The sequence below is a fragment of the Rhodococcus sp. SG20037 genome, from assembly GCF_031763325.1.
Taxonomy (GTDB): Bacteria; Actinomycetota; Actinomycetes; order Mycobacteriales; family Mycobacteriaceae; genus Rhodococcus_F; species Rhodococcus_F qingshengii.
In genome coordinates this window covers 3308768-3333330 of sequence record NZ_CP134497.1, presented here as the reverse complement: position 1 = coordinate 3333330, position 24563 = coordinate 3308768, and the positions used below count along the sequence as shown (strand labels likewise).

Here is a 24563-nt window from a genome sequence, read left to right as displayed (position 1 = left end):
TTGCTGTGGCTATTCCGAAAATTGTTCTCTTCTACCAGTTCACGCCGTTGGCGGACCCGGAAGCGATCAAGCTGTGGCAGCACAGCCTGGCCGAGTCCAACAACCTGACGGGCCGGATCATCGTCTCGCCGCACGGGATCAACGCGACGGTCGGCGGAGACATCGAGGATGTCAAGCGATATGTCCGTGGTACGCGTGGTTACGAACCCTTCCGTACCGCTGACATCAAGTGGTCGGACGGCCTCGGGAACGATTTCCCTCGTCTGAGTGTCAAGGCGCGCTCGGAGATCGTGACGTTCGGTGCCCCCGACGAGCTGAAAGTCGACGAGAACGGTGTGGTCGGCGGAGGAGTTCACCTGGTGCCCAAGGAACTACACGAACTCGTCGACACTCGCGGTGACGACGTCGTGTTCTTCGACGGGCGCAATGCCTTCGAAGCCGAGATCGGCCGTTTCCGAGATGCGATAGTTCCGGACGTCGCCACCACTCGGGATTTCGTCGACGAACTCGACAGTGGCAAATACGACCATCTCAAGGGCAAAGCCGTGGTCACGTACTGCACCGGCGGAGTGCGCTGTGAGGTGTTGTCTTCGCTGATGCGCTCACGTGGCTTCGACGAGGTCTATCAGTTGGACGGCGGAATCGTCCGTTACGGCGAGACTTTCGGCGACCGCGGCCTCTGGGACGGTTCCCTGTACGTGTTCGACAAGCGGATGAACATCGAGTTCTCATCCGAAGCCAAGACACTCGGCGTGTGTGTCGATTGTGGTACTGCGACCCCGCGGTACCGCAACCGGATCGACGGCGACGGCCGAACCCTCGAATTGCTCTGCGAGAGTTGTTCACCAGACCTCGAGCAGGACTGAGCTGTGCCCAAGGCTCCGTTGCCGATCCGAAACGGTCTCGGACCTGACCGGCTGCGGATGCCGGCGGAGTCGTCGGCGCGGACCGTCCTCGAGCACCTGGTCGGCGAGCATCCCGGGGAGCGGGACCTGTGGGCGGACCTCGTCAGCGCCGGGGACGTCGTCGACGAGCACGGGCGGAAGATCACGAGCCGAACGCCCTATCAGCCGACCCGGTTCGTGTACTTCTACCGCGAGCCGGCCCCCGAGATTCCGGTTCCGCACGAGATCGAGATCTTGTACCGCGACGACTCGATTCTCGTGATCGACAAACCGCACTTCCTGGCGACCATTCCACGGGGAGCGCACATCGTCGAAAGCGCAGTCGTGCGCCTGCGTCGTGACCTGGACCTTCCGGATCTTGCGCCAGTTCACCGCCTCGACCGGATGACGGCGGGTGTCATCGTGTTCACCGTGACACCGGACCTACGACGGCCGTACCAGGAACTTTTTGCCGAGCAGCGGATCGTCAAGGAGTACGAGGCGATTGCGGGCTTCGATCCGGAACTGACTTTCCCTCGCACGGTGCGCAGCCGCATCAACAAAGTTCACGGCGAGATGACGGCTACCGAAATCGCGGGCGAGCCGAACAGTGAGACGTCGATCGAACTGATCGAGGTGATCACCGACTCGGCCGGCCGGACGCTCGGGCGATACAGGTTGCTCCCACGGACCGGCCGGACCCATCAGCTTCGGCTGCACCTCAACTCGCTGGGCGTCCCGATCGTCGGTGACAACTACTATCCGGAGTATCTGCCCGCAGTGCCCGGTGACTTCTCGACTCCGTTGCGATTGTTGGCGCGAGCGTTGGAGTACCCGGATCCGATCACCGGGCAGACCCGCAGGTTCGTGAGTTCGCGCAGCCTCGACGCAGGCCTGTGAACACCGCTGTTCGTGGGCGTGTGAAAACCGCTTCCGTCCTCGTGAAAGAATAGCTACCCGTGAAGACCTTCGAATCCTTGTTCGCCGAATTGACCGAGCGCGCTGCTACTCGCCCCGAGGGGTCCGGCACTGTCGCCGCCCTCGACGCCGGTGTGCATGCTCAGGGCAAAAAGGTCATCGAGGAAGCCGGTGAAGTGTGGATCGCTGCGGAATACCAGAGCGATGAGCAGCTAGCCGAGGAAATTTCCCAGCTGCTGTACTGGACGCAGGTGTTGATGGTCGGTCGCGGACTGACCCTCGAGGACGTGTACCGACATCTGTGATCGGAGCTGACCAGCGAGATGTACTCCGTCTCGCTCGTCCAGGGCTTCCGATTCATGTCGTCTCACGTCACCCACACCTTCCGAAAGGACATCCACCATGCTGCGCGTAGCAGTTCCCAACAAAGGCTCACTGTCCGAGTCCGCCGCCGAGATTCTCAGCGAGGCCGGCTACCGTCGACGCACCGATTCCCGTGATCTGACAGTCCTCGATCCGGCCAATCAGGTCGAGTTCTTCTTCTTGCGCCCCAAGGACATTGCGATCTACGTCGGCTCCGGTGAGCTGGATCTCGGCATCACCGGTCGTGATCTCGCCGGCGACTCGGGTGCTCCCGTATCCGAGCGTCTGTCACTGGGCTTCGGCCGTTCGTCGTTCCGTTACGCAGCACCTGCCGGCAAGGACTGGGCCGTCGAGGATCTGTCCGGCCTGCGCATTGCAACGTCGTACCCGAACCTGGTCCGTAAGGACCTCACAGATCGCGGACTCGACGCCACCGTCATCCGTCTCGACGGAGCAGTGGAAATCTCGATTCAGCTCGGCGTCGCCGACGCGATCGCCGACGTGGTCGGATCGGGTCGTACTCTCCGCCAACACAACCTCGTGGCTTTCGGTGAATCGCTCTGCGATTCCGAAGGTGTCCTGATCGAGCGCACCGGCGCTCCGCAGGACGATCCCGCCCGCAACCAGCTCATCGAACGCGTACGCGGAATTGTCTTCGCGCAGCAGAATCTGATGATCGACTACGACTGCCCGCGCACCATCCTCGACGACGCCATCAAGATGACTCCCGGTATGGAATCGCCGACCCTCTCACCGTTGGCCGATCCCGACTGGGTCGCGGTTCGCGCGATGGTCCCGATCAAGGGACACAACCAGGTGATGGATGCCTTGGCCGAACTCGGTGCCAAGGCCATCCTCGCGTCGAACATCCGCTCGGTACGCGCTTTCTGATCACTGCCTGAATAGATTTACGCGCATTCGCGCCCGTTCCTGGAAATCAGGAACGGGCGCGAATCTGCAAAGTCTGGGCGATACGGCCCACGGCACCCTGCTCGTCGTAGAGCACGCCCGCACACATGCCGACGCCGTCCGGACCCGTTGTGGTTTCGGCGGCGACACCGACCCACTCTCCCTCGGGCACACGGAAGATATGCACCGTGAGATCTGTGTTGAGAAACGTCCAGTGCTCCGGGTCGAGCTTGGCGCCGACCCCGTTTGAGATGTCGGCCACCGCGAACAAACGCTCGAGAGCAGACATCTTCTCACCCTCGACCAGCTCTGGCTTGGGGCGCGCCCATACCTTGCCGGTTCCCACGCACCCGATCGGAGCAATCCAGGACCAGTCGAGGGTCTTGAGATAGCCGACGCTCCACAGACCCTCGAGAACGCCCGGGGTGCCGCTGTCGCGGGGTTCGAGCGGGGGATCGACTACGTGGACGACGTCGCCGGTATCCACCGTCTCCATCCGCCACGCCGTACCGCGCGCAACCGCGCGTGCAGATCCGTCGGCGGTGGTTGCCCACAGTTCGGCGACGATCAATTCGATTCGGCGACCGGGTCGTTCGATCCAGGACCGGACTTCGAGGTCGGCAATCGGAATCGGTCCGAGAATCTCGACGACGACGCGCGTCAGACGGGTTTCGTCGCGCGCACCGCACCGCTCGAGGGCTCGTACCAACAGCGCCGACGGGGGAGCGCCGTGCTGCAGTGTCGGGCCCCAGATGCTGACAGTTGCCTGCGTGCTCGCGAACCGCTCGTGCCCTTCCTCCGTCGTTCCGAGGTAGCGGTAGTACGAACTGTCCGTCATGTTATGAATTCTCCTTTGCGGCAACAGGTTCGGTGCTCAGCAGGTCCGGCCAACCTGGATAGGGCGGAGGTGTTCCGCCGAACGAGGGGCACAGCGACTTGTGATCGCACCAGTCGCACAGTTTGCCAGGCTTGGGTCTGAAGTCTCCGGTCGCACCTGCTGCGAGGATCGCTTTCCAGATGGTGGAGAGGGTTCGCTCGAATCGGATGAGCTCGTCGTGATCCGGGGCGTACGTGAGAATCGAGCCGGAGGCCAGATAGATCAGGCGCAGTTGTGCGGGAACGATTCCGCGAGTGCGCAGCAGTACGAGCGCGTAGAACTTCATCTGGAAGAGCGCCTTGGATTCGGTGAACTCGCGAGGCGCTTTTCCGGTCTTGTAGTCGACCACCCGCACCTCACCCGTCGGTGCAACGTCTATCCGGTCGACGAAGCCGCGGAGTCGAACGCCGTTCTCCAATTCGGTCTCGACGTAGACCTCGCACGCCTCGGCATCGAATCGAGTGGGATCTTCGAGCGTGTAGTACGTCGCGACGAGCTTGCCGACTTCGTCGAGGAACGAATCCAGCTCGCCCTCCGGAACAAGGTCAGCGGCCTCGGGAGACTCGGCACTGACACGTTCCCACGCGGGACGGACGAGTTCGGCTGCGCGATCGGGAACCCGGTGACCGGTCGGGAGTGCAAACAGTGCTTCCAGTGCCGCGTGTACGACGGTGCCTCTGACCTGGGCTCTGGTTGGCGTTTCCGGAATTCTGTCGACTGCTCGGAGGCGATAGAGCAGGGGGCATTGTTTGTAGTCACCCGCCCGAGACGGAGAGAGCGCCGGCCGACTACGCGGGCGCTCGTGTGATGTTGCACCCGTTGGAGTGGGGGTTGGCAATTCGACAGAGCTCACACCTGGCAGGCTATGCGGTTGGTCCGACAACTCCGTCGGAGCCGGTGGCGAGGACACCGGAAACAAGCGAACAGGGATCATCTGCGCATGGCGAACGAGCTGCAACCAGAAGAAGGCACGACCGAAGTGGATGAGGTTGTGCAGTCCGCTGTCGCCGAGATTCCCGAACAAGAGCTTCCAGAAGCTGATCTCACTGCGCCGGGCAAGCGGCCGTCAGGTCCGTTCCGCGTCGGCGACCGAGTACAGCTGACCGACGGCAAGGGACGCCACTACACGATCGTTCTCGAGGCGAACCGCGAATACCACACCCACAAGGGCGGAATCGTTCACAACGATCTGATCGGTGCCGACGAGGGCAGCGTCGTCAAGTCGGTCAACGGCACGCCCTATCTAGCACTGCGCCCCCTGCTGGTGGACTACGTGCTGTCCATGCCGCGCGGTGCCCAGGTCATCTACCCGAAGGACGCAGCTCAGATCGTCCACGAAGGCGACGTGTTCCCAGGAGCACGCGTGCTCGAGGCCGGAGCCGGCTCCGGCGCACTGACATGTTCGCTGCTGCGTGCCGTCGGACCCGAGGGCAAGGTCATCTCCTACGAGGTCCGCGACGATCATGCCGAACATGCGGTTCGCAACGTCGAGACCTTCTTCGGGGAACGTCCGCCGAACTGGGAACTGACCATCGCCGATCTCGCCGAGTTCGATCCGGAAGCGCACGGAGGCAAGGTCGATCGCGTCGTCCTCGACATGCTGGCCCCGTGGGACGTCCTGCCCGCCGTCTCGAAGGCACTCGTGCCGGGCGGCGTGTTGATCGTCTACGTCGCGACCGTTACTCAGCTCTCGAAGGTCGTCGAGGCGATGCGGGAGCAGGAATGCTGGACCGAGCCCCGCTCGTGGGAATCGATCGTGCGCGGTTGGCACGTCGTCGGTTTGGCGGTGCGGCCCGAACATCGGATGCAAGGCCACACCGCGTTCCTCGTGAGCGCTCGTCGTCTCGCCGAAGGAACTGTCACCCCGAAGCCGCAGCGGCGTGCGGGCAAGGGCTCGAACACCGCGGCGAAGTAGTCACACGAAAACAACAAGAGCGGCGATCCGGTATCCGGATCGCCGCTCTTGTAGTAGCTGGAAGTTATGCGGTGCAGGAAGCGCGGCCCATTTCCAGGAGCACGCATGCCGAGGTGTCGGACAGCTTCCAGGAGCCGTCTTCGAGCTCCCAGGTCCACGGGGTGGCCGGGGCGGCGCCGTGCGGGCTGACGACGGCGACGTCTGCGGTTGCGGTCTGACCGTCGACCTTGACGTTGTCCACGTTGAACGTGATCGCGTAGGCAGGGTTACCGCCCAGCGCAGCACTCATCGTCTCGATGTTGGCCTGACGCTTGGTTCCGTCGACCACCAGAGCGGTCTTCTCCTCGATCGGCTTGGCCGGATCGATCAGAGCGACGAGCGAAGCGTTGAGCTCCTCGGCCGTCGGAGCCGCTGCGGCAGCGGCAGCTGACGTCGTGGCGGAAGCCGAGGCCTTCGCCGTGGTGCTCGAGGCGGCGGCGGAAGTCGAACTTGCAGCCGTCGAATCCTTGTTGTCGTCCGAGCTGCATGCACCCATGGTCAGGACGGCAGCGACAGCACAAGCGCTGATGAGAGTCTTGCGGATGATCACAGCGTTACCTTTCGTTGTAAAGAGAGACAGGCGCTGTCTCCATCTTGTAGGCAAGGCTAACATGACCAAATTCTGGCTCGAGACCAGTCGGCACGGTCCGCGCGCAGGTGTGAATTCGCACTCGCGCACCGTGTCTGGCGACAGTTGGGGCCTTATGCCGGTAGCGTTGATGGATCGCACTGGGAGGAGACGCACATGAGCTCGACAGAGAACCCGGATTCGGTTGCGGCAGCAGAAGAACTCCACGCGCTACGAGTGGAAGCACAAGTACTGCGCCGACAACTTGCACAATCGCCGGAGCAGGTGCGTGAGCTGGAGTCGAAGGTGGACTCGTTGTCCATCCGAAACAGCAAGTTGATGGACACCCTCAAAGAGGCCCGTCAGCAGCTCATCGCGCTTCGTGAAGAAGTCGACAGACTCGGTCAACCGCCGAGCGGTTACGGAGTCCTTCTCTCGGTACACGAGGACAAGACCGTCGACGTGTTCACGTCGGGTCGCAAGATGCGGTTGACGTGCTCACCGAACATCGACACGGACACCCTCGCCCTCGGGCAGACGGTTCGCCTCAACGAGGCACTCACCATCGTCGAGGCCGGCACCTACGAGCAGGTCGGTGAGATCAGCACGCTCCGTGAGGTACTCGACGACGGCTTGCGCGCACTGGTGGTCGGTCATGCCGACGAAGAGCGCATCGTCTGGCTCGCAGCGCCGTTGGCAGCCGTCTTCGCCGACCCCGAAGCCGACATCATCGCGTACGACGCCGATTCTCCGACCAGGAAACTGCGTCCGGGCGACTCGTTGCTCGTCGACACCAAGGCCGGGTACGCCTTCGAGCGCATCCCGAAGGCCGAGGTCGAAGATCTGGTTCTCGAAGAAGTTCCGGACGTTCACTACGACGACATCGGTGGTCTCGGGCGTCAGATCGAGCAGATCCGTGATGCCGTCGAACTCCCGTTCCTCCACAAGGATCTGTTCCACGAGTATTCGCTGAGGCCGCCGAAGGGTGTACTGCTCTACGGTCCGCCTGGTTGCGGCAAGACGCTCATCGCCAAGGCCGTCGCCAACTCGTTGGCCAAGAAGATCGCCGAAGCCCGCGGTCAGGACAGCAAGGACGCCAAGTCCTACTTCCTGAACATCAAGGGCCCGGAACTTCTGAACAAGTTCGTCGGCGAAACCGAGCGTCACATCCGGATGATCTTCCAGCGTGCTCGTGAGAAGGCGTCCGAGGGCACTCCGGTGATCGTCTTCTTCGACGAGATGGACTCGATCTTCCGTACCCGTGGTTCGGGAGTCTCCTCCGACGTCGAGACAACGGTTGTTCCGCAGCTGCTCAGCGAGATCGACGGTGTGGAAGGGCTCGAGAACGTCATCGTCATCGGCGCTTCCAACCGTGAGGACATGATCGACCCGGCCATCCTGCGTCCGGGCCGACTGGACGTGAAGATCAAGATCGAGCGCCCCGACGCGGAATCCGCTCAGGACATCTTCTCGAAGTACCTGGTGGACGGTCTGCCGATCAATGCAGACGACCTGGCAGAGTTCGGTGGAGATCGCACTGCCTGCTTGAAGGCGATGATCGTTCGCGTCGTCGATCGCATGTACGCGGAGAGCGAAGAGAATCGTTTCCTCGAGGTCACGTACGCCAACGGCGACAAGGAAGTTCTGTTCTTCAAGGACTTCAACTCGGGGGCGATGATCCAGAACATCGTCGACCGCGCCAAGAAGTACGCGATCAAGTCTGTGCTCGACACCGGTGCTCCGGGCTTGCGTGTGCAGCACCTCTTCGATTCCATCGTCGACGAGTTCGCCGAGAACGAGGATCTGCCCAACACCACCAATCCTGATGACTGGGCACGTATTTCGGGCAAGAAGGGGGAGCGGATCGTCTACATCCGCACTCTCGTCACGGGCAAGAACGCCAGTGCAAGCCGCGCGATCGACACGGAGTCGAACACGGGCCAGTACCTGTAGCGAAACGAACATCGATCGGGCCGGCCACTCCGCGAGAGTTGTCGGCCCGATCTCTGCGTCGCTGCCGTTGACTTCGTTGCGATTGGACCGGTCGGTCGCGCTGGTTTAGAGTCCCGCCGTGCAGATACATCTTCGACACAATCCGTCGTCCACAGTCGCTCGCTGCTACCTCGCGCCCGGCGAACCGCTGCGCGTGGAGAGCGGGGCGATGCTCGCGCATTCTGCCGGCGTAGTACTCGAAGCGAAGGCGCAGGGCGGCGTCCTGCAGGGACTCAAGCGGTCGATGCTGAGCGGCGAATCATTTTTCGTCACGACGTATACCGCTCCGCCGCAAGGTGGTTGAGTCGACGTGACTGGCGTGCTTCCCGGAGATCTGATCCCGCTGACCATCACCTCTGATCGCCCGTTCTTCCTCAACCGTGGAACCTGGTTGGCCAACTCCTACGGTGTGACGGTCGAGTCCAAGTGGGGCGGCATGTCCAACCTCTTCGGCGGTGAGGGCGGCTTCGGCCTGCGGGCAAGTGGCGACGGTGAAGTAGTGCTGGCCGTCTACGGCGCGATCGACGTCATCGACTTGCAGCCAGGCGAGACGGTCACGATCGATACCGGTCACGTGGTCGCCTACGACCTCGGGATGAACTTCAACATGCGGCGCGCCGTTCAGGGGCGCACCATTCAGTCGATGAAGTCCGGTGAAGGATTTGTCTTCGACTTCACCGGCCCAGGACGCGTTCTCGCGCAGACCCGCAACCCCAGCGCGTTCGCTGCGTGGCTCTCGGCGATCACCCCGGGCTGATCACAGGTCCCACCAGTGTTCAGTCCCAGCGGTGTTCAGTCCCAGCGGTGTTCAGCTCCAGCAATAGTCGGCCAGCAGCGCGCGTGAGTCCGGAACGAACGGCCACGACGGGTCCTGCAGGTGGGCGCCGAGTTCTTTCGGCGTCCACCACCAACCTTCGGCGATCTCGCTGGGCTGATGTGCCATCGGCCCGTCGTATCTGAGTTCGAACGCAAACAGGTGACAGCGCAACGGAGAGTTGTTCCACTCGCCGTCCCAGGATTTTCGAGCGATCTCCGTCAGTTGGAGTGGCTGGTCTGCCGTTCCGAAGATTCCGAGTTCTTCACCGACTTCACGGATCGCAGTTTCCTGCGGCGTCTCACCTGGATCGACGACACCTCCGGCCAGACAGTCGTGATAGCCCCCGAACACCGCTTTCGTGTCGGTTCGGCGATGGACGTAGATGCGGGAGCCGTCCCCGGTACGAACCAGGACGCCCGCACTCGCGTGCCAGAGCCCACCCGAGTAGACGACGGAACGTGGTGCTCGGCCGATCGGATTACCCGTCCGGTCGTACACGGCGACTACCTCGTCCGCGGGATTCAGGTCTGCGGTGAGAGGTTGGTGCATTCCTCCAACTGTGCCACGCCTGTGGGTGCCGCGCCGCAATCACATAGGCTCTTGTGTCATGCAGCGGATCATCGGTGTCGAGGTCGAATACGGAATATCTTCACCCAGTGAGCCGTCGGCGAATCCGATTCTCACTTCAACCCAGGCGGTGCTTGCCTACGCCGCCGCAGCGGGCGTGCCACGGGCCAAGCGCACACGCTGGGATTACGAGGTCGAATCTCCGCTGCGAGATGCCCGAGGCTTCGATCTGGGGCGAATGAGCGGTCCCGCGCCGGTGATCGACGCGGACGAGATCGGCGCCGCGAACATGATTCTCACCAACGGGGCACGGTTGTACGTCGATCACGCCCATCCGGAGTATTCGGCGCCCGAGGTCGCCGACCCGCTCGACGCCGTGATCTGGGACAAGGCCGGCGAACGCGTCATGGAAGCGGCTGCGCGGCACGCATCCAGCGTGCCGGGTGCGCCACGGCTGCAGCTGTACAAGAACAACGTCGACGGCAAGGGTGCCTCGTACGGCACGCACGAGAACTACCTCTGCTCACGTGAGACCCCGTTCGCCTCGATCGTGACCGGATTGACGCCGTTTTTCGCGTCCCGGCAGGTGATCTGCGGTTCCGGTCGTGTGGGTCTCGGTCAGTCCGGCGACGAGGCCGGATTCCAGCTTTCGCAGCGATCCGACTACATCGAGGTCGAAGTAGGCCTCGAGACCACTCTCAAGCGCGGAATCATCAACACCCGCGACGAACCGCACGCGGATGCGGACAAGTATCGCCGCCTGCACGTCATCATCGGTGACGCGAACCTCGCGGAGATGTCGACGTACCTCAAGGTTGGAACAACGGCGCTGGTACTCGACCTGATCGAGGCAGGTGTCGACCTCACCGATCTGCAACTGGCGCGTCCGGTCACGGCCGTCCACCACATCAGTCACGACCCCACTCTGCGCAAGACCGTTGCGCTGGCCGACGGACGTGAACTGACAGGGCTTGCGCTGCAACGCATTTACCTCGAACGTGTCTCGAAGTTCCTCGACCGTGAGACCGATCGTGATCCGCGAGCGGACGATATCGTCGCCAAGTGGGCGATGGTTCTCGATCTCCTCGAGCGCGATCCCATGGAGTGCGCGAACATCCTCGACTGGCCGGCCAAACTGCGTCTGCTCGAAGGGTTCCGCAATCGTGAGGGACTCGCGTGGTCGGCGCCGCGATTGCATCTGGTGGATCTGCAGTACTCCGACGTGCGACTCGACAAGGGCCTGTACAACCGCCTGGTTGCTCGCGGCTCCATGGAGCGGCTTGTCACCGAACAGCAGGTTCTCGACGCGGTCACGAACCCTCCCACCGACACTCGCGCATACTTCCGGGGCGAGTGCCTACGCCGATTCGGGGCCGATATCGCGGCCGCGAGCTGGGATTCGGTCATCTTCGATCTCGGCGGTGAATCGTTGATCCGTATCCCCACCCTCGAGCCGCTTCGAGGTACCAAAGCGCACGTCGGAGCGTTGCTCGACTCCGTGGACAGCGCCGCGGAACTGGTTGATCAGCTCACTCACTGAAATCAGCCGATGCGGCTCGCCGTCGCGTCTCTCCACACCTGACGGTGCCGCTCGGTAGGGTGAAGGTCCGAGCGGGATCAGTTACCGACTCTGCTGGGCCGAACAGGATGCTCGCGAGAGCTCCCTTCACACAAGGAGGTCGACGGCGATGGCTCAAGAACAGACGCAGCGTGCCGGTGGCGGCGAAGACGACGAAACCACTGGTGGCGACGGCAGTGCCGGCCAGGAACGTCGCGAGAAGCTCGCTGCAGAAACCGACGACCTGCTCGACGAGATCGACGACGTGTTGGAAGAGAACGCCGAGGACTTCGTCCGTGCCTACGTCCAGAAGGGCGGCCAGTGACGGTGGATCGCGCGCCCCGGATCACAGACGGGGACACACGGTTGAGCTTCGGCTCGAATCTGTCGTCATTCTCGGAATACCTTCGGGTGCATGCACCGGAGCATCTTCCGCAGAACCGCTTCGCCGACACAGGAGGTGTTGTCATGGGCGGGGGAGACGTAGCTCCGCACGGCACCACCATCGTCGCGATCAGCTATGCGGGTGGTGTTCTGCTCGCGGGTGATCGCCGAGCGACGATGGGCAATCTCATCGCCAGCCGTGACGTGCAGAAGGTGTACGTCACGGACGACTACTCGGCTGCGGGTATTGCCGGTACGGCCGGGATCGCAATCGAACTGGTCCGGCTCTTCGCGGTCGAGCTCGAACATTACGAGAAGATCGAAGGCGTCCCACTCACGTTCGACGGCAAGGCCAATCGACTTTCGTCGATGGTTCGAGGAAATCTCGGAGCAGCGATGCAAGGTTTGGCGGTTGTGCCACTGCTCGTGGGTTACGACCTGGACGCGGTCGATCCGTCCACCGCCGGTCGCATCGTCTCCTACGACGTCGTCGGTGGGCGATACGAGGAGCGCGCGGGCTATCACGCAGTCGGATCCGGCTCCCTGTTCGCGAAATCGGCGCTCAAGAAGCTGTATTCACCGGGAATCGACGAGGACACCGCGCTTCGATTCGCCGTCGAGGCGCTCTACGACGCGGCAGATGACGATTCGGCTACCGGTGGTCCTGATCTGACACGAGGGATCTATCCGACGGCGGTCACCATCACCTCGGCCGGCGCTGTGGAGTTGTCGCCCAGCAGGGCTGCCGAGATCGCCCGGGAGATCGTCGCGGCTCGCACGGCGACCGCGAGTCCGGAAGGGGAGTCTGCGCTATGACGATGCCGTACTACGCATCAGCCGAACAGATCATGCGCGATCGTTCGGAATTGGCGCGCAAGGGAATTGCCCGCGGGCGCAGCGTCGTCGTTCTCACCTACCGCGACGGAGTGCTCTTTGTCGCCGAGAACCCGTCGCGTGCTCTGCACAAGGTCAGCGAACTGTACGACCGTCTCGGATTCGCGGCAGTGGGCAAGTACAACGAGTTCGAGAATCTGCGCCGCGCGGGCATCGTCCACGCAGACATGCGTGGGTACTCGTACGACCGTCGGGACGTAACCGGGCGTTCTCTCGCCAATGCGTACGCACAAACCCTGGGAACGATCTTCACCGAGCAGCCCAAGCCGTACGAGGTCGAGATCTGTGTTGCCGAGATCGGTCGCTTCGGAAGCAGTACGCCGGCTCAGCTCTACCGGATCACGTACGACGGATCCATCGCGGACGAGCAGGAATTCGTGGTCATGGGCGGCACGACCGAACCGATCGTGACGGCGATGCGCGAGTCGTACCAGCGAGACCTCGACCTCGAATCCGCAGTGCGGATTGCAGTCGGGGCGCTCCAAAAGGGCGGCCCGGCACCGGCCGGAACCACTGAGGCGGAACCACGAACTCTCGATGTGAGTGCACTCGAGGTTGCCGTACTCGACAGCAATCGTCCACGCCGTGCGTTCAAACGGATCGCTGGAACGGTTTTGGAAGAGATGCTTCCAGCTCCGGCAGCAGTCGAGGATGCGCCGCCGGCAAACGGCGACGCACCCTCGTAGATACTCCGTAGGTCTGGGAGTTACTGCAGGTCTGGAGTTACTGAGTGACTCGGTAGACGGCCACCGCGCCCGGTTCGGTGTCGAAATCGAACCGGCGCGCGTCTGCCACCACTTCACCGTCGGTGGCGATGGCTACCGGTGAATCGGCGACTCGAACCGACATCGACGAGACGAGTTCGCGAACGTAGACCCGCGAGCTGCCCAATGTTCCTGTGGCAGCCGCAAACAGCAGACGTGAGCGCGAGAATTTCTTGTCCGCGCGCAGATAGCGGACGTCGAGTAGTCCACGGTTCATCTCCGGACGCGACATCGGCACCTGATCGGCGGGGGAGTATCGCCCGTTTCCGACGAACAGCATCCAGATTGTGGTCCGCTTCCCGTCGATGGTCACCGTCATCGGCTCCGCCGCTGCGAGAACCCGGATCATCGCGGCTCCTGCGGCCGGCCACTTACCGAATCGTGGTTCCCATTTTTCCCTCAGGCGCACAGCATCCGGGTATCCACCGAGGCTGGCTGTGTTGAGAAACCGTGCAGTCACTCCGGAATCCGTGCGCACCACCGCGTGGTCGACGAATGCCGCCTGACCGGACTCGACTGCCTGTGCGGTCTCCTCGACATTCACCGCCCCGACGTCGCGGGCGAAATGGTTCAATGTTCCGCCGGGAAAAACCGCAAGTGGTAGCTCGTGCTTTGTCGCCGCGGTCGCGACCGTGACCACTGTTCCGTCGCCGCCGCATACACCCAACGCTTTCGGCGAGAGCTCGGGGATCTTGGCATCGATCTGCATGTCGAAGTCGATGTCCGCGTCGAACTCGTAGACGATCGCTTCCGGTAGTAGTTCTCGAATCGATTCCACGATCCCGTCGTCCTCGGAGCCTGAACCAGGATTGGTGAAGACCAACAAGCCTTCTCCGCGCGGGAGCGCGGGAACCACGCACTCGGGTCCGAGTTCGGCGGGCTCTTCGTCGCGTACCGCCCACCAACGACGCGTGCCGGCAGCGATAGCACCGCCGACCGCGAGGCCTGCGAAGACGTCGGACGGCCAGTGGACTCCGTTGTGGACGCGTGAGTACGCCACTGCTGCGGCCAGTGGTGCGAGAGCAGCTCCAGCAACCGGGGACTCCATGGCCACTGCCGCGGTGAATGCCGCGGCCGAAGACGAATGTCCGGAGGGGAACGAGGACGACGTCGGTATGTCGACGCCTCGCTTCGGGCTCAGCCAGACGCGTGCCGGTGGGCGTCGGCGGGGAAAGAGGGGCTTGAGTATGCCGTTGGCCAGCGCGCTGGAACCGGCCAGTGCGAGCAGCCCGCGTGCTGCTGCCCTACGGGGCCGCCCGCCGATCATCGCGAGCAAGGCGGCGACAACCATCCACAAAACGCCGTGATCGGCGGCTCTGGAGAGAAACCGCATGGTCGGGTCGAGCACGGAAGGGCGCAGTGCTCCAGTGCTTTCCATGACTTTGACGTCGCTTCGGACAACTTTTCGGCGAATAAGGCTCACACCGTCACACTATGCTGCCGCCCGACGTTGTCGAGTCGTGACTTACGACGCGATCGAAGTACACGGGTGAACCTCGCATTCTGGTTGTACTGTCGAAGTGTGCAGAGACGAATCATGGGTATCGAGACGGAATTCGGCGTTACCTGCACCTTTCACGGGCACAGGAGACTGAGCCCCGACGAGGTTGCTCGTTACCTCTTCCGTCGTGTCGTGTCGTGGGGTCGCAGCTCCAACGTCTTCCTCCGTAACGGAGCTCGCTTGTACCTGGATGTGGGTTCGCACCCGGAGTACGCGACGGCCGAGTGCGACAGCCTCATCCAGCTGGTCAATCACGACCGTGCCGGTGAGCGTGTGCTCGAAGAACTGCTGATCGACGCCGAGGCGAGACTCGCCGAGGAGGGTATTGGTGGCGACATCTATCTCTTCAAGAACAACACCGACTCGGCCGGAAACTCGTACGGCTGCCACGAGAACTTTCTCGTCGCGCGCGCCGGTGAGTTCTCCCGCATTTCGGATGTCTTGTTGCCGTTCCTCGTCACGCGCCAGTTGATCTGCGGCGCCGGAAAGGTACTGCAGACTCCGAAGGCCGCGACGTTCTGCCTCTCGCAGCGCGCGGAACACATCTGGGAGGGCGTCTCGTCGGCTACCACTCGCTCGCGTCCGATCATCAACACCCGCGACGAACCGCACGCGGACGCCGAGAAGTACCGCCGCCTGCACGTGATCGTCGGCGATTCGAACATGGCCGAAACGACGACGATGCTCAAGGTCGGTTCTGCCGCACTGGTGCTCGAGATGATCGAAGCCGGGGTGTCGTTCCGCGATTTCGCGCTGGACAACCCGATTCGTGCCATCCGCGAGGTCAGTCACGACGTGACCGGTAAAAAGCCGGTTCGCCTTGCTGGTGGACGTCAGGCCAGTGCCCTCGATATTCAACGCGAATACCACGCCAAGGCAGTCGAACATCTGCGTAACCGCGAACCGGACCCGCAGGTGGAGCAGGTTGTCGACCTGTGGGGTCGCACCCTCGATGCCGTCGAAGCTCAGGATTTTGCGAAGGTCGACACGGAGATCGACTGGGTCATCAAGCGCAAGCTGTTCCAGCGCTACCAGGACCGTCACGGTTTCGATCTGTCCGATCCCAAGATCGCGCAGCTCGACTTGGCGTACCACGACATCAAACGCGGCCGGGGTGTCTTCGACGTTCTCCAGCGCAAGGGCTTGGTCAAGCGGGTCACCGAGGACGAAACGATCGACGACGCCGTCGAGAATCCGCCGCAGACCACGCGCGCCAAATTGCGGGGCGACTTCATCACCGCAGCCCAGGCAGCAGGCCGGGACTTCACAGTCGACTGGGTTCACCTCAAGCTCAACGATCAGGCGCAGAGAACGGTGCTGTGCAAGGACCCGTTCCGCTCCGTCGACGAGCGTGTCGAGCGTTTGATCGCTTCGATGTAGGTCACTCAATTTCGAGATGTACAAGACGGCAGGTCTGTTTTGCGGCGACGCGCCGGGCACGAAAGTGTCCGGCGCGCGTTCGGTTATCGGATAGCCACTAGGATTTCGGCGTGGCGACATCAAAAATCGAGCGGTTGATGAACCTGGTGATCGCATTGCTGTCCACCAGACAGTTCCTCACGGCGGAGAAAATCCGTGACAGTGTGGCCGGGTACAACGATTCCGCGAACTACGAAGCGTTCAGTCGCATGTTCGAGCGCGACAAGAACGAACTTCGTGACCTGGGTGTCCCGTTGGAAACCGGTCTGGCAGGACGGTTCTCGACCGTCGAGGGGTATCGGATCAATCGCAATGCCTACGAGCTTCCGGACGTGGACCTCACCAGCGAGGAATCTGCTGCAGTCGCCGTCGCGGTGCAGTTGTGGGAGTCGCCGGAACTGATTTCGGCAGCCCAGAGTGCACTACTCAAACTCCGAGCGGCCGGCGTCCAGGTCGACTCAGAAGTCAGTGCCGCCCCGGTCACCGCGATTCCCGCGCGCACCCGCGGTTCGGAGCCCGCGCTCGGCAAGCTTCTTGCAGCGGTCGACGCCGGCCGAGCAGTTCATTTTCAGCACCGCGGCGCATTGAACGAACCGTTCACCGAGCGCACCGTCGAGCCGTGGGGCGTCGTCACGCACAACGGCAAGTGGTACCTGGTCGGGCACGACGTCGACCGTGATGCGGTGAGGACCTTCCGGCTCTCACGGATCGGTGACGACGTCAGGGAGTTCGGCCCGGCCGGTTCGGTTCACAAACCTGAAGGTGTCGACCTTCGCGAGGTCGTCGATCGCGTGACCGGTTCGGGCGTCGTGACCGGGACGGCTACGGTATGGGTCGCAGACGGCCGCGCCCATGAGCTTCGGCGGCTTGCGACGTCGTCGTCCGAACGGCGGTTGACCGATCGCGACGGCAGCGTGCTGGCCATCCCCGTTCGATCCTGGGAATGGACCGCTCGGTTGATCGCCGGTCACGGGTTGGACGCATTGGTGCTGGACCCACCGGATTTGCGTGCTGAGGTCGTCGCGAAGCTGCGCGCCGCCGCGGCGAGCCCGATCACCGGCCATGGACAGGGGGACCACTGATGAGCAATCGACTGTCGTCGCGGTTGGCACGGCTGCTCAACCTCGTGCCGTACTTCATCGCGAATCCTGGCATCAGTCCCGCCGAGGCCGCCGAGGAGCTCGGTGTCAGCACCACTCAACTGATGACCGACCTCAATCAACTGTGGGTGTGCGGACTGCCCGGTTACGGTCCCGGTGATCTCATCGACCTGTCCTTCTCCGAGGAAAGTATCGAGGTCACGTTCTCGGCCGGGATCGATCGCCCGTTGCGCCTCACCTCGACGGAGGCGACGGCGTTGCTGATCGCCCTGCGGTCCTTGGTGGAAATGCCGGGCATGGTCGATCCGTCCTCGGCGCAGCGTGCCATCGCGAAGATCGAGGACGCAGCAGGCTCGGCCGCGGCACGAGCCATCGGTCAGGACCGGGACACATCGCCTGCGCCGGACATCGCCGAAGACCCGATAGCCGCGACGGTCAGAGCCGCGCTCGCAGACAAGACCGCCCTGCGATTGACGTATTACTCCGCCTCGCGCGACGCGGTCTCCGAGCGCATCGTCGACCCCGTTCGTATCGTGTTGGTCGACAACTACAGCTACCTCCAGGCGTGGTGCCGTCAAGCCGAGGGCGTGCGGTTGTTCAGATTCGATCGGATCGACGCCGCCGTCCAACTCGACGAGCCCGCCGACCCGCCGCCGCAGGCCCTCGAGGAGGATTCGAATCTCGAATTGTTCAGCGGCGACGGTTCCCTTCCGGAAGCGCGGTTGTTCATCACCAAAGAGTGGGTGTGGATGCTCGACTACTACCCGTTGGACGTCGAGCACGTGAACGACGACGGGTCGGTCGAGGCGACGATGAGTTTCGGAACACTTGAATGGATGGCAAGGCTGGTGTTGGGATTCGGTGAGGGCGTTCGGGTCCTTCATCCGCCGGAACTGGTCTCCGAAGTCCATGATCGAGCCGTTGCGGCGCTCGACGCCTATGACGTAATCGGTTCGTAAAACTTCGGGAAACTTCACGTTCAGTGAGTTCGCAGGAAACAAACAGGTAAAAGGTAGCTGAAGTAAGTGCTTTGGCACCTCCGAGCGCCGGTTGTGTCCGGTAGCATCGAGGAATCTGATCATGGGAGGTCGTTATGGGTGCAATGCAGCCGATGCATTGGCTGATTGTCGCTGTTGTCGTCGTAATTCTGTTCGGGTCGAAGAAGCTTCCCGATGCAGCACGCGGTCTGGGTCGTTCCCTCCGCATCTTCAAGAGCGAAGTCAAGGAAATGCAGAACGACGATGCGGCGCCCGCAAGCGCGCCGGTCGCACAGCCTGCTCCAGCACAGTTGCCGACGGCCAACACCGCGGTGGTCGCAAACGGTGCAGCAGCACCTGTTGCGCAGCCGACCGAAGTCAAGCCGCTCTAGTACACACTGCGTTCTAGCCGGGGTGAAATATTCGTTCACCCCGGTTGTCTGCTGACCAAGACCAGGATGCACAGTGCGTATTCCGTTAGACCCGCGTAACCGCAAGCGGAAGGTCAACCCAGACGGCACCATGTCGTTGGTCGACCACCTGTACGAATTGCGGACTCGTTTGTTGTTCGCATTCCTCGGCGTGATCATCACCACGGCGTTCGGCTTCTTCTGGTATTCACACTCGATACTCGGTCTCGAAAGTCTGGGCGATCTGCTTCGCGGACCGTACTGTGAGCTTCCGTCCGAGAGTCGCGCCAACCTCAGCACCGACGACGCGTGCCGATTGCTGGCGACCGGGCCGTTCGAGCAGTTCATGCTGCGATTCAAAGTGGCGCTCACCGCCGGCATCGTTCTTGCCTGCCCGGTGTGGCTTTACCAATTGTGGGCATTCATCACCCCGGGCCTATACGCCAAAGAGCGTCGCTACGCGGTCGGATTCGTCACCGCAGGTGCCGCTCTCTTCATTCTCGGCGCAATCCTGGCGTACCTCGTCGTGGCGAAGGCTTTGCACTTCCTCCTGACCATCGGTGACAACGTCCAGATCACCGCGCTCAGTGGTTCGGAGTACTTCGGCTTCATCATCAATCTGCTGCTCATCTTCGGCGTCAGCTTCGAAATCCCACTGCTCGTCGTCGTGTTGAACTTTGCCGGCATTCTGACGTACGAGCGTTTGAAGGCCTGGCGTCGAGGATTGATCTTCGGGCTCTTCGTATTCGCTGCAGTTGCCACGCCAGGGTCGGATCCGTTCTCGATGTTGGCGCTCGCGCTGGCTCTGACGCTTCTCTTCGAGGTCGCGGTCCAGATCGCTCGCCTCAACGACAAACGTAAGGCCAAGCGAGCCGGTGAAGACTGGGGCGCACTGTCCGACGAGGAAGCTTCCTCCATCTCGGCTCCGTCCGATCTGAACGAGGCTTTCGACAATCCGACCAAACCCAAGGCCGAATCGAGTGGATTGTTCGGACGTAAGTCCAAGTCCAAGGCTCCGGTCGCGGAGAAATCCGACACCGCCGGCGACAACGCGCCCGGCCAGGATTTCACTGACACTCTCTGAGCGCCGTGCCACCACGTCGGCGGCGTGTGAAACCCTGACGAGGTGGTTATGAACAAGAGTGAACTGAGCACGTTCGCGTCCAGCCTGAAGTTCGAACTCGATCCATTCCAGGTGAAGGCATGCGTTGCGCTCGAAGCGGGCCACGGCGTCCTTGTCTGCGCGCCGACCGGTGCAGGCAAGACCGTGGTCGGCGAGTTCGCTGTCCACCTGGCTCTCGCGGCGGGCCGCAAGTGTTTCTACACGACGCCGATCAAGGCGTTGAGCAATCAGAAGTACGCCGAACTCGTCGAGCGGTACGGCCCCGGCGAAGTCGGTCTGCTGACGGGTGATTCGAGTATCAACTCCGACGCACCGGTGGTCGTCATGACCACCGAAGTCCTGCGGAACATGCTCTACGCCAACTCCGAGGCACTGCGCGGGCTTTCGCACGTCGTCATGGACGAAGTGCATTACCTTGCCGACCGGTTCCGCGGGGCGGTGTGGGAGGAAGTGATCCTGCACCTGTCCGAGGACGTACGCCTGGTGAGTTTGTCGGCGACCGTGAGCAATGCCGAAGAATTCGGTGCCTGGATGGAAACCGTCCGCGGCGACACCACTGTGGTCGTGGACGAGACTCGGCCGATCCCGCTGTGGCAGCACATCATGGTCGGTAGGCGAATCTTCGATCTCTTCGACAGTCGTAGTCATCCTGCTGCCGGGCCGAAGACCGTGCTCGTCGACCAGGATCTGGTTCGCCACGTCAAGCAGCGTCAGGCTCTCGAACGCGTCGAGAGCTGGCAGCCGCGTGGCCGCGGACGACGCGGCAGCTACCAGAGCTCCAACGATTTCCGGCCCTTGCCACGACCTGACGTCATCGCTCAGCTCGATCAGTCCGGACTGCTCCCGGCCATCACTTTCATCTTCAGCCGCGCCGGTTGTGATGCGGCTCTTGCACAGTGCCTGCGGTCCAGACTGGATCTCACTTCGCCGGAGCAGGTCCGCGAGATCGACACCATCATCGAGAAACACACCGGGGAACTACCCGAAGAGGATCTCGAAGTTCTCGGATATCGGGACTGGTGCAAGGCACTACGACGCGGACTGGCATCTCACCATGCCGGCATGCTGCCGGCATTCCGCCAGACAGTCGAGGAACTGTTCGTCAAGGGGCTCGTGCGGGCGGTCTTCGCGACCGAGACGCTGGCCCTCGGCATCAACATGCCGGCACGCACGGTGGTGCTCGAACGTCTGGTCAAGTACAACGGTGAATCGCACGCCGAACTGACGCCGGGGGAGTACACGCAGCTGACGGGTCGGGCCGGCCGACGCGGCATCGACGTCGAAGGCCACGCTGTGGTCCTGTGGCAGCCCGGGGTCGAGCCGACGGATGTCGCCGGCTTGGCGTCGACACGGACGTTCCCGCTCCGCAGTTCGTTCCGCCCCTCGTACAACATGTCGATCAATCTCGTCGAACGCATGGGCGCGGCGGATTCACGGAAGCTGCTCGAGCGTTCCTTCGCGCAGTTCCAAGCGGATCGCTCGGTGGTCGGCCTGGTGCGTGGCATCGAGCGGAACGAAGAAGCACTGAAGGGTTTGCAGGAGAAACTCGGCGGTGCGGACGGTGAGTACTTCGAATACGCGTCGTTGCGTGAGCGGCTCAGTGCGCGCGAGCGCGCGCTCGAACGTAAGGGCCGCGAAGACCGACGCGGAGATGCGGTGGAGTCCCTCCGTGCACTCGCCCGCGGTGACGTGATCGCAATTCCCATCGGTCGTCATTCAGGGGTGGCAGTGGTCCTCGTCCCGGACAACGATCCGAAGGACCCGCGTCCGCTGGTTCTGACGGCCGATCAGTGGGCCGGCCGACTCTCCTCGGGTGATTTCCCGGAAGCAGCCGACGTTCTGGGAAAGATGCGACTGCCCAAGCATGTCGATCACCACACCGCCCGGATCCGGCGCGATCTGGCCTCGGCGTTGCGTAGTACCGGGATCAGTGCCCCCCGGCGAAAGAAGCGCCACAAGGCGGGCGCATCCGAAGATGCCGAGGTCGCTACTTTGCGACGTGCTATTCGCTCGCATCCGTGCCACAGCTGGCCCGATCGTGAACATCTGAGCCGGATCGGTGAGCGCTACAACCGGCTGGCCAGGGAAACGCAGTCGATGAGGGAAAAGGCTGCGGCCACCACCAACTCGTTGGCGCGGACGTTCGACCGCATCATTGCGCTACTCAAAGAGCGTGAGTACATGACTGCCGAAGCAGCGCCCGAAGTCACCGAATCCGGACGACGACTCAGCCGCATCTACTCGGAAAGCGACCTTCTGGTCGCCGAATGCCTGCGGACCGGGGCGTGGACAGGACTCAGCCCGGCTGAGTTGGCGGCCGTCGTGTCCTCGGTGGTCTACGAATCACGTCGGGACGGGGACACCGTCGATCGGGTGCCGACAGCGGCGCTTCGTCACGCCCTCAACGACACTCAACGATTGTGGAGCGAACTGCGGTCGGACGAGATTCGCCACAAGCTGCCGCCGACGCGGGAACCGGATCTCGGATTCGTCACTGCCGTTTATCACTGGGCGAGCGAGAACTCGCTTGTCGACGCACTGATCGCGGCTGGAGTGCAGGGTCGTGCGCTGTCTGCGGGTGACTTTGTACGTTGGTGTCGTCAGGTGATCGATCTCCTCGATCAGGTCCGCCTGACTTCGACGGATGCCGACGTCGCGAAGACTGCGGCGCGGGCGGTAGCTGCAATTCGTCGCGGGGTAGTTGCTGTCGACGCAGCATGACCGCAACTATGTGGTTTGATTCGCAGACTGGTATTTCGAGTGGGAGGCGAACATGAGCGGGCCTTACGGACCGAACGATCCGAATCGGCAATGGGGTCCTGGTGATCAGCAGCAGCCGAACGAGCAGCAGTGGGGGCAGAATCCTCAGCAGCCGGGCGGACAACAGCAGCCTGGTCAGCAGCCCGGCCAGCAACAGCCGTGGGGTCAGCCTGGTCAAACACCGCAGCCCGGTCAGCAGCCCGGCCAGCAACAGCCGTGGGGACAACCTGCCTACGGCCAGCCGGGTGGTCAGCCTGCGTACGGTCAGCCGCAACAGCCTGGACAAGGACAACCCGGCCAGCAACAGCCGTGGGGACAACCCCAGCAACAACCTCCCGCACAGCCGTGGGGTCAGCCCGGGCAACAGCAGTCACCTGACGCAACCCAGGCGTGGGGTCAGCCTCCGGCTGCCGCACCGCAGCAGGCGTGGGGCGCCACGGCCCCCGGGCAGACTCCGGGACAGCAGAACCAGTGGAACCAGGCTCAGCCGTTCCCGAGTCCCGGTGCGCCCGGAAACCAGTCGGGTAAGTCGAAGAAGCCCCTGATCTTCGGTGCGATCGGCGTTCTCGTCGTTCTTGCCGCTGTCGTGGTGGCCCTGGTGTTCGGAGTCTTCGGCAAGAACACACTCGATCAGAGCGCGGCTCAGGCCGGCGTCGAGAAGATCGTCACCGAGTCCTACGGGGCGAAGAACGTGAGCAACGTTCAGTGCCCCGCGGACCAGGAAGTCAAGTCAGGCAACAAGTTCACCTGCACGCTTTCGATCGCGGGTGTGAAGTCGAACGTGACCGTGACGTTTGTCGACGACAACGGCACGTACGAGGTCAGCCGCCCGAGCTGACGCCCTATTGGTCGGAACGGCCTGCCGCCGCAGCCTCGAGCGCGGCGGCAAGCCGGCCGGCCGAGCGCTCGATGTTCAGCGAGGCCGCCACTTCCTCGAGGCGTGCGGGATCGACGGGGGTCGCCGGGAGTCGGTCGTCCTTCGAGAACTGAACGTCCGCGTCGCGAACCACTCGTACGACCGGCAACGCAGCATCAAGGTAAGCCATTGCCTCAGGTGAGGTCAGTTTTGCGCGAATCCCCTTGGCCATATCCGATTCAGGATCAGCTGCGGCCGCCCGAAGTCCGGCCAACGAGCCGTAACGGAGCATCAGTGTCGACGCAGTCTTCTCACCGACACCTTTGATGCCGGGTAGACCGTCGGAGGCGTCTCCGCGCAGTACCGCGAGTTCGGCGTAAGCCTCGCCCGCACGGTCACCGGGTACTCCGTACTTCTCCGCAACCTCGACCGGTCCGAAGAGTTCCGCCTTGGACAGGCCACGGCCCACGTACAGGACACGGACGGGCACGTACTCGTCGGTGACGACCTGCAGTAGGTCTCGGTCACCACTGACGACGACGGTGAGATCTTCGCGCTCGGTGGCGGCAAGCGTTCCCAGTACGTCGTCGGCTTCGAGTCCGACTGCACCCGCCGTCGCGATACCCGCTGCAGCGAGCACGTCCATGATCATGTCGACCTGAGGCGTCAACGTGTCCGGAACTTCTTCGGACGCACCGTCAGAGCCTTCCTCGACGCGATGCGCTTTGTACGTCGGGACTGCATCGACGCGGAACTGCGGTCGCCAGTCCAAGTCCAGGCACACGGCGAGACGACTCGGCTGGTGTTTGGTGATCAGGGAAGCAACCATGTCGGTGAAACCGCGCACCGCGTTGACAGGTCTTCCGTCGGGGTCGACGAATGATTCGGGCAGCGCGTAGAACGCACGAAACCACAGGCTGGCACCGTCGAGGAGAAGCAATGGCCCACTCATGGTCACCATCCTGCCA

The 24563-nt window shown here is 62.8% G+C and carries 23 protein-coding genes and 1 pseudogene; 18 read left to right on the top strand and 6 right to left on the bottom strand.

From position 1 onward, the window contains the following. The first annotated feature begins 5 nt into the window (after positions 1–5). From RHP72_RS15365 to hisG, 4 genes are all read left to right on the top strand, one after another. Positions 6–866, top strand: coding sequence for a rhodanese-related sulfurtransferase (locus RHP72_RS15365; RefSeq protein WP_311093564.1), 861 nt, complete (start codon positions 6–8; stop codon positions 864–866). 57 nt (positions 867–923) lie between these two features. Further along, positions 924–1784, top strand: coding sequence for a pseudouridine synthase (locus RHP72_RS15360; protein ID WP_047270562.1), 861 nt, complete (start codon positions 924–926; stop codon positions 1782–1784). Between the two features lie 59 nt (positions 1785–1843). Further along, positions 1844–2107: a phosphoribosyl-ATP diphosphatase gene (locus RHP72_RS15355; RefSeq protein ID WP_003944933.1), complete on the top strand. Its 264-nt coding sequence runs from the start codon at positions 1844–1846 to the stop codon at positions 2105–2107. Between the two features lie 97 nt (positions 2108–2204). Further along, entirely contained in the window at positions 2205–3056 is an 852-nt protein-coding gene (gene hisG, locus RHP72_RS15350; RefSeq protein ID WP_003944905.1) for an ATP phosphoribosyltransferase, read from the top strand. Between the two features lie 46 nt (positions 3057–3102). On the opposite strand, the gene RHP72_RS15345 is transcribed toward hisG, so the two are convergent. Together RHP72_RS15345 and RHP72_RS15340 are read right to left on the bottom strand one after the other, a co-directional pair. Continuing rightward, a complete protein-coding gene (locus RHP72_RS15345) occupies positions 3103–3912 on the bottom strand; it encodes a thioesterase family protein (protein ID WP_003944950.1) in 810 nt (269 codons plus the stop codon). Position 3913: 1 nt separating this feature from the next. Next, positions 3914–4804, bottom strand: a complete 891-nt coding sequence (locus RHP72_RS15340) for a RecB family exonuclease (protein ID WP_397517587.1) — start codon at positions 4802–4804, stop codon at positions 3914–3916. A 138-nt stretch (positions 4805–4942) separates the two neighbouring features. Between RHP72_RS15340 and RHP72_RS15335 the strand changes: the two genes are divergently transcribed. Next, complete coding sequence (locus RHP72_RS15335; RefSeq protein ID WP_007729892.1) at positions 4943–5866, top strand: tRNA (adenine-N1)-methyltransferase; 924 nt, start codon at positions 4943–4945, stop codon at positions 5864–5866. A 64-nt stretch (positions 5867–5930) separates the two neighbouring features. Here the strand turns inward: RHP72_RS15335 and RHP72_RS15330 are convergent, their stop codons facing one another. Beyond that, positions 5931–6455 carry a hypothetical protein gene (locus RHP72_RS15330; RefSeq protein WP_003944789.1) on the bottom strand — a complete coding sequence of 175 codons (525 nt, stop codon included), beginning with the start codon at positions 6453–6455 and terminating at the stop codon, positions 5931–5933. Between the two features lie 195 nt (positions 6456–6650). Between RHP72_RS15330 and arc the strand changes: the two genes are divergently transcribed. Continuing rightward, complete coding sequence (arc, locus tag RHP72_RS15325; RefSeq protein ID WP_003944870.1) at positions 6651–8426, top strand: proteasome ATPase; 1776 nt, start codon at positions 6651–6653, stop codon at positions 8424–8426. A gap of 118 nt (positions 8427–8544) precedes the next feature. Then, positions 8545–9222: pseudogene (locus RHP72_RS15320) on the top strand (TIGR00266 family protein). A 51-nt stretch (positions 9223–9273) separates the two neighbouring features. Here RHP72_RS15320 and RHP72_RS15315 read toward each other — a convergent pair. After that, complete coding sequence (locus RHP72_RS15315; protein WP_054828098.1) at positions 9274–9831, bottom strand: NUDIX domain-containing protein; 558 nt, start codon at positions 9829–9831, stop codon at positions 9274–9276. A 58-nt stretch (positions 9832–9889) separates the two neighbouring features. On the opposite strand from RHP72_RS15315, the gene dop reads away from it, so the two are divergent. From dop to prcA, 4 genes are all read left to right on the top strand, one after another. After that, entirely contained in the window at positions 9890–11389 is a 1500-nt protein-coding gene (gene dop, locus RHP72_RS15310) for a depupylase/deamidase Dop (protein WP_003944852.1), read from the top strand. Positions 11390–11537: 148 nt separating this feature from the next. Then, complete coding sequence (locus tag RHP72_RS15305) at positions 11538–11732, top strand: ubiquitin-like protein Pup (RefSeq protein WP_003944925.1); 195 nt, start codon at positions 11538–11540, stop codon at positions 11730–11732. Continuing rightward, positions 11729–12607, top strand: a complete 879-nt coding sequence (gene prcB, locus RHP72_RS15300; protein ID WP_030536341.1) for a proteasome subunit beta — start codon at positions 11729–11731, stop codon at positions 12605–12607. Before RHP72_RS15305 ends, prcB begins: the two co-directional genes overlap by 4 nt. After that, a complete protein-coding gene (gene prcA, locus RHP72_RS15295; RefSeq protein WP_003945006.1) occupies positions 12604–13371 on the top strand; it encodes a proteasome subunit alpha in 768 nt (255 codons plus the stop codon). Before prcB ends, prcA begins: the two co-directional genes overlap by 4 nt. Before the next feature lie 37 nt (positions 13372–13408). On the opposite strand, the gene RHP72_RS15290 is transcribed toward prcA, so the two are convergent. Next, positions 13409–14827, bottom strand: a complete 1419-nt coding sequence (locus RHP72_RS15290; RefSeq protein ID WP_007729871.1) for a bifunctional phosphatase PAP2/diacylglycerol kinase family protein — start codon at positions 14825–14827, stop codon at positions 13409–13411. Between the two features lie 144 nt (positions 14828–14971). Between RHP72_RS15290 and pafA the strand changes: the two genes are divergently transcribed. From pafA to RHP72_RS15255, 7 genes are all read left to right on the top strand, one after another. Further along, positions 14972–16330, top strand: coding sequence for a Pup--protein ligase (gene pafA, locus RHP72_RS15285; RefSeq protein ID WP_007729869.1), 1359 nt, complete (start codon positions 14972–14974; stop codon positions 16328–16330). 110 nt (positions 16331–16440) lie between these two features. Beyond that, positions 16441–17451, top strand: coding sequence for a YafY family protein (locus tag RHP72_RS15280; protein WP_042919732.1), 1011 nt, complete (start codon positions 16441–16443; stop codon positions 17449–17451). After that, entirely contained in the window at positions 17451–18428 is a 978-nt protein-coding gene (locus tag RHP72_RS15275; protein ID WP_030536343.1) for a YafY family protein, read from the top strand. Before RHP72_RS15280 ends, RHP72_RS15275 begins: the two co-directional genes overlap by 1 nt. A 134-nt stretch (positions 18429–18562) precedes the next feature. Next, positions 18563–18838: a Sec-independent protein translocase subunit TatA gene (tatA, locus tag RHP72_RS15270; RefSeq protein ID WP_003944836.1), complete on the top strand. Its 276-nt coding sequence runs from the start codon at positions 18563–18565 to the stop codon at positions 18836–18838. Between the two features lie 73 nt (positions 18839–18911). Next, positions 18912–19940, top strand: coding sequence for a twin-arginine translocase subunit TatC (gene tatC, locus RHP72_RS15265; RefSeq protein WP_003945030.1), 1029 nt, complete (start codon positions 18912–18914; stop codon positions 19938–19940). Between the two features lie 48 nt (positions 19941–19988). Continuing rightward, positions 19989–22700, top strand: a complete 2712-nt coding sequence (locus RHP72_RS15260; RefSeq protein ID WP_003944907.1) for an RNA helicase — start codon at positions 19989–19991, stop codon at positions 22698–22700. A gap of 52 nt (positions 22701–22752) precedes the next feature. Beyond that, complete coding sequence (locus RHP72_RS15255; protein WP_003944884.1) at positions 22753–23577, top strand: DUF4333 domain-containing protein; 825 nt, start codon at positions 22753–22755, stop codon at positions 23575–23577. Positions 23578–23581: 4 nt separating this feature from the next. On the opposite strand, the gene RHP72_RS15250 is transcribed toward RHP72_RS15255, so the two are convergent. Beyond that, on the bottom strand, positions 23582–24547 hold the full coding sequence (locus RHP72_RS15250; RefSeq protein ID WP_003944862.1) for a 5'-3' exonuclease: 966 nt from the start codon (positions 24545–24547) through the stop codon (positions 23582–23584). Positions 24548–24563 lie beyond the last annotated feature (16 nt).

Coding starts and splice junctions, on each gene's coding strand:
- RHP72_RS15315 (WP_054828098.1), bottom strand. CDS start 9,831: ATGCACCAACCTCTCACCGCAGACCTGAATCCCGCGGACGAGGTAGTC.
- RHP72_RS15290 (WP_007729871.1), bottom strand. CDS start 14,827: ATGGAAAGCACTGGAGCACTGCGCCCTTCCGTGCTCGACCCGACCATG.
- RHP72_RS15260 (WP_003944907.1), top strand. CDS start 19,989: ATGAACAAGAGTGAACTGAGCACGTTCGCGTCCAGCCTGAAGTTCGAA.
- RHP72_RS15360 (WP_047270562.1), top strand. CDS start 924: ATGCCGGCGGAGTCGTCGGCGCGGACCGTCCTCGAGCACCTGGTCGGC.
- RHP72_RS15255 (WP_003944884.1), top strand. CDS start 22,753: ATGAGCGGGCCTTACGGACCGAACGATCCGAATCGGCAATGGGGTCCT.
- arc (WP_003944870.1), top strand. CDS start 6,651: ATGAGCTCGACAGAGAACCCGGATTCGGTTGCGGCAGCAGAAGAACTC.
- RHP72_RS15275 (WP_030536343.1), top strand. CDS start 17,451: ATGAGCAATCGACTGTCGTCGCGGTTGGCACGGCTGCTCAACCTCGTG.
- RHP72_RS15305 (WP_003944925.1), top strand. CDS start 11,538: ATGGCTCAAGAACAGACGCAGCGTGCCGGTGGCGGCGAAGACGACGAA.
- tatA (WP_003944836.1), top strand. CDS start 18,563: ATGGGTGCAATGCAGCCGATGCATTGGCTGATTGTCGCTGTTGTCGTC.
- RHP72_RS15250 (WP_003944862.1), bottom strand. CDS start 24,547: ATGAGTGGGCCATTGCTTCTCCTCGACGGTGCCAGCCTGTGGTTTCGT.
- dop (WP_003944852.1), top strand. CDS start 9,890: ATGCAGCGGATCATCGGTGTCGAGGTCGAATACGGAATATCTTCACCC.
- prcA (WP_003945006.1), top strand. CDS start 12,604: ATGACGATGCCGTACTACGCATCAGCCGAACAGATCATGCGCGATCGT.
- RHP72_RS15345 (WP_003944950.1), bottom strand. CDS start 3,912: ATGACGGACAGTTCGTACTACCGCTACCTCGGAACGACGGAGGAAGGG.
- hisG (WP_003944905.1), top strand. CDS start 2,205: ATGCTGCGCGTAGCAGTTCCCAACAAAGGCTCACTGTCCGAGTCCGCC.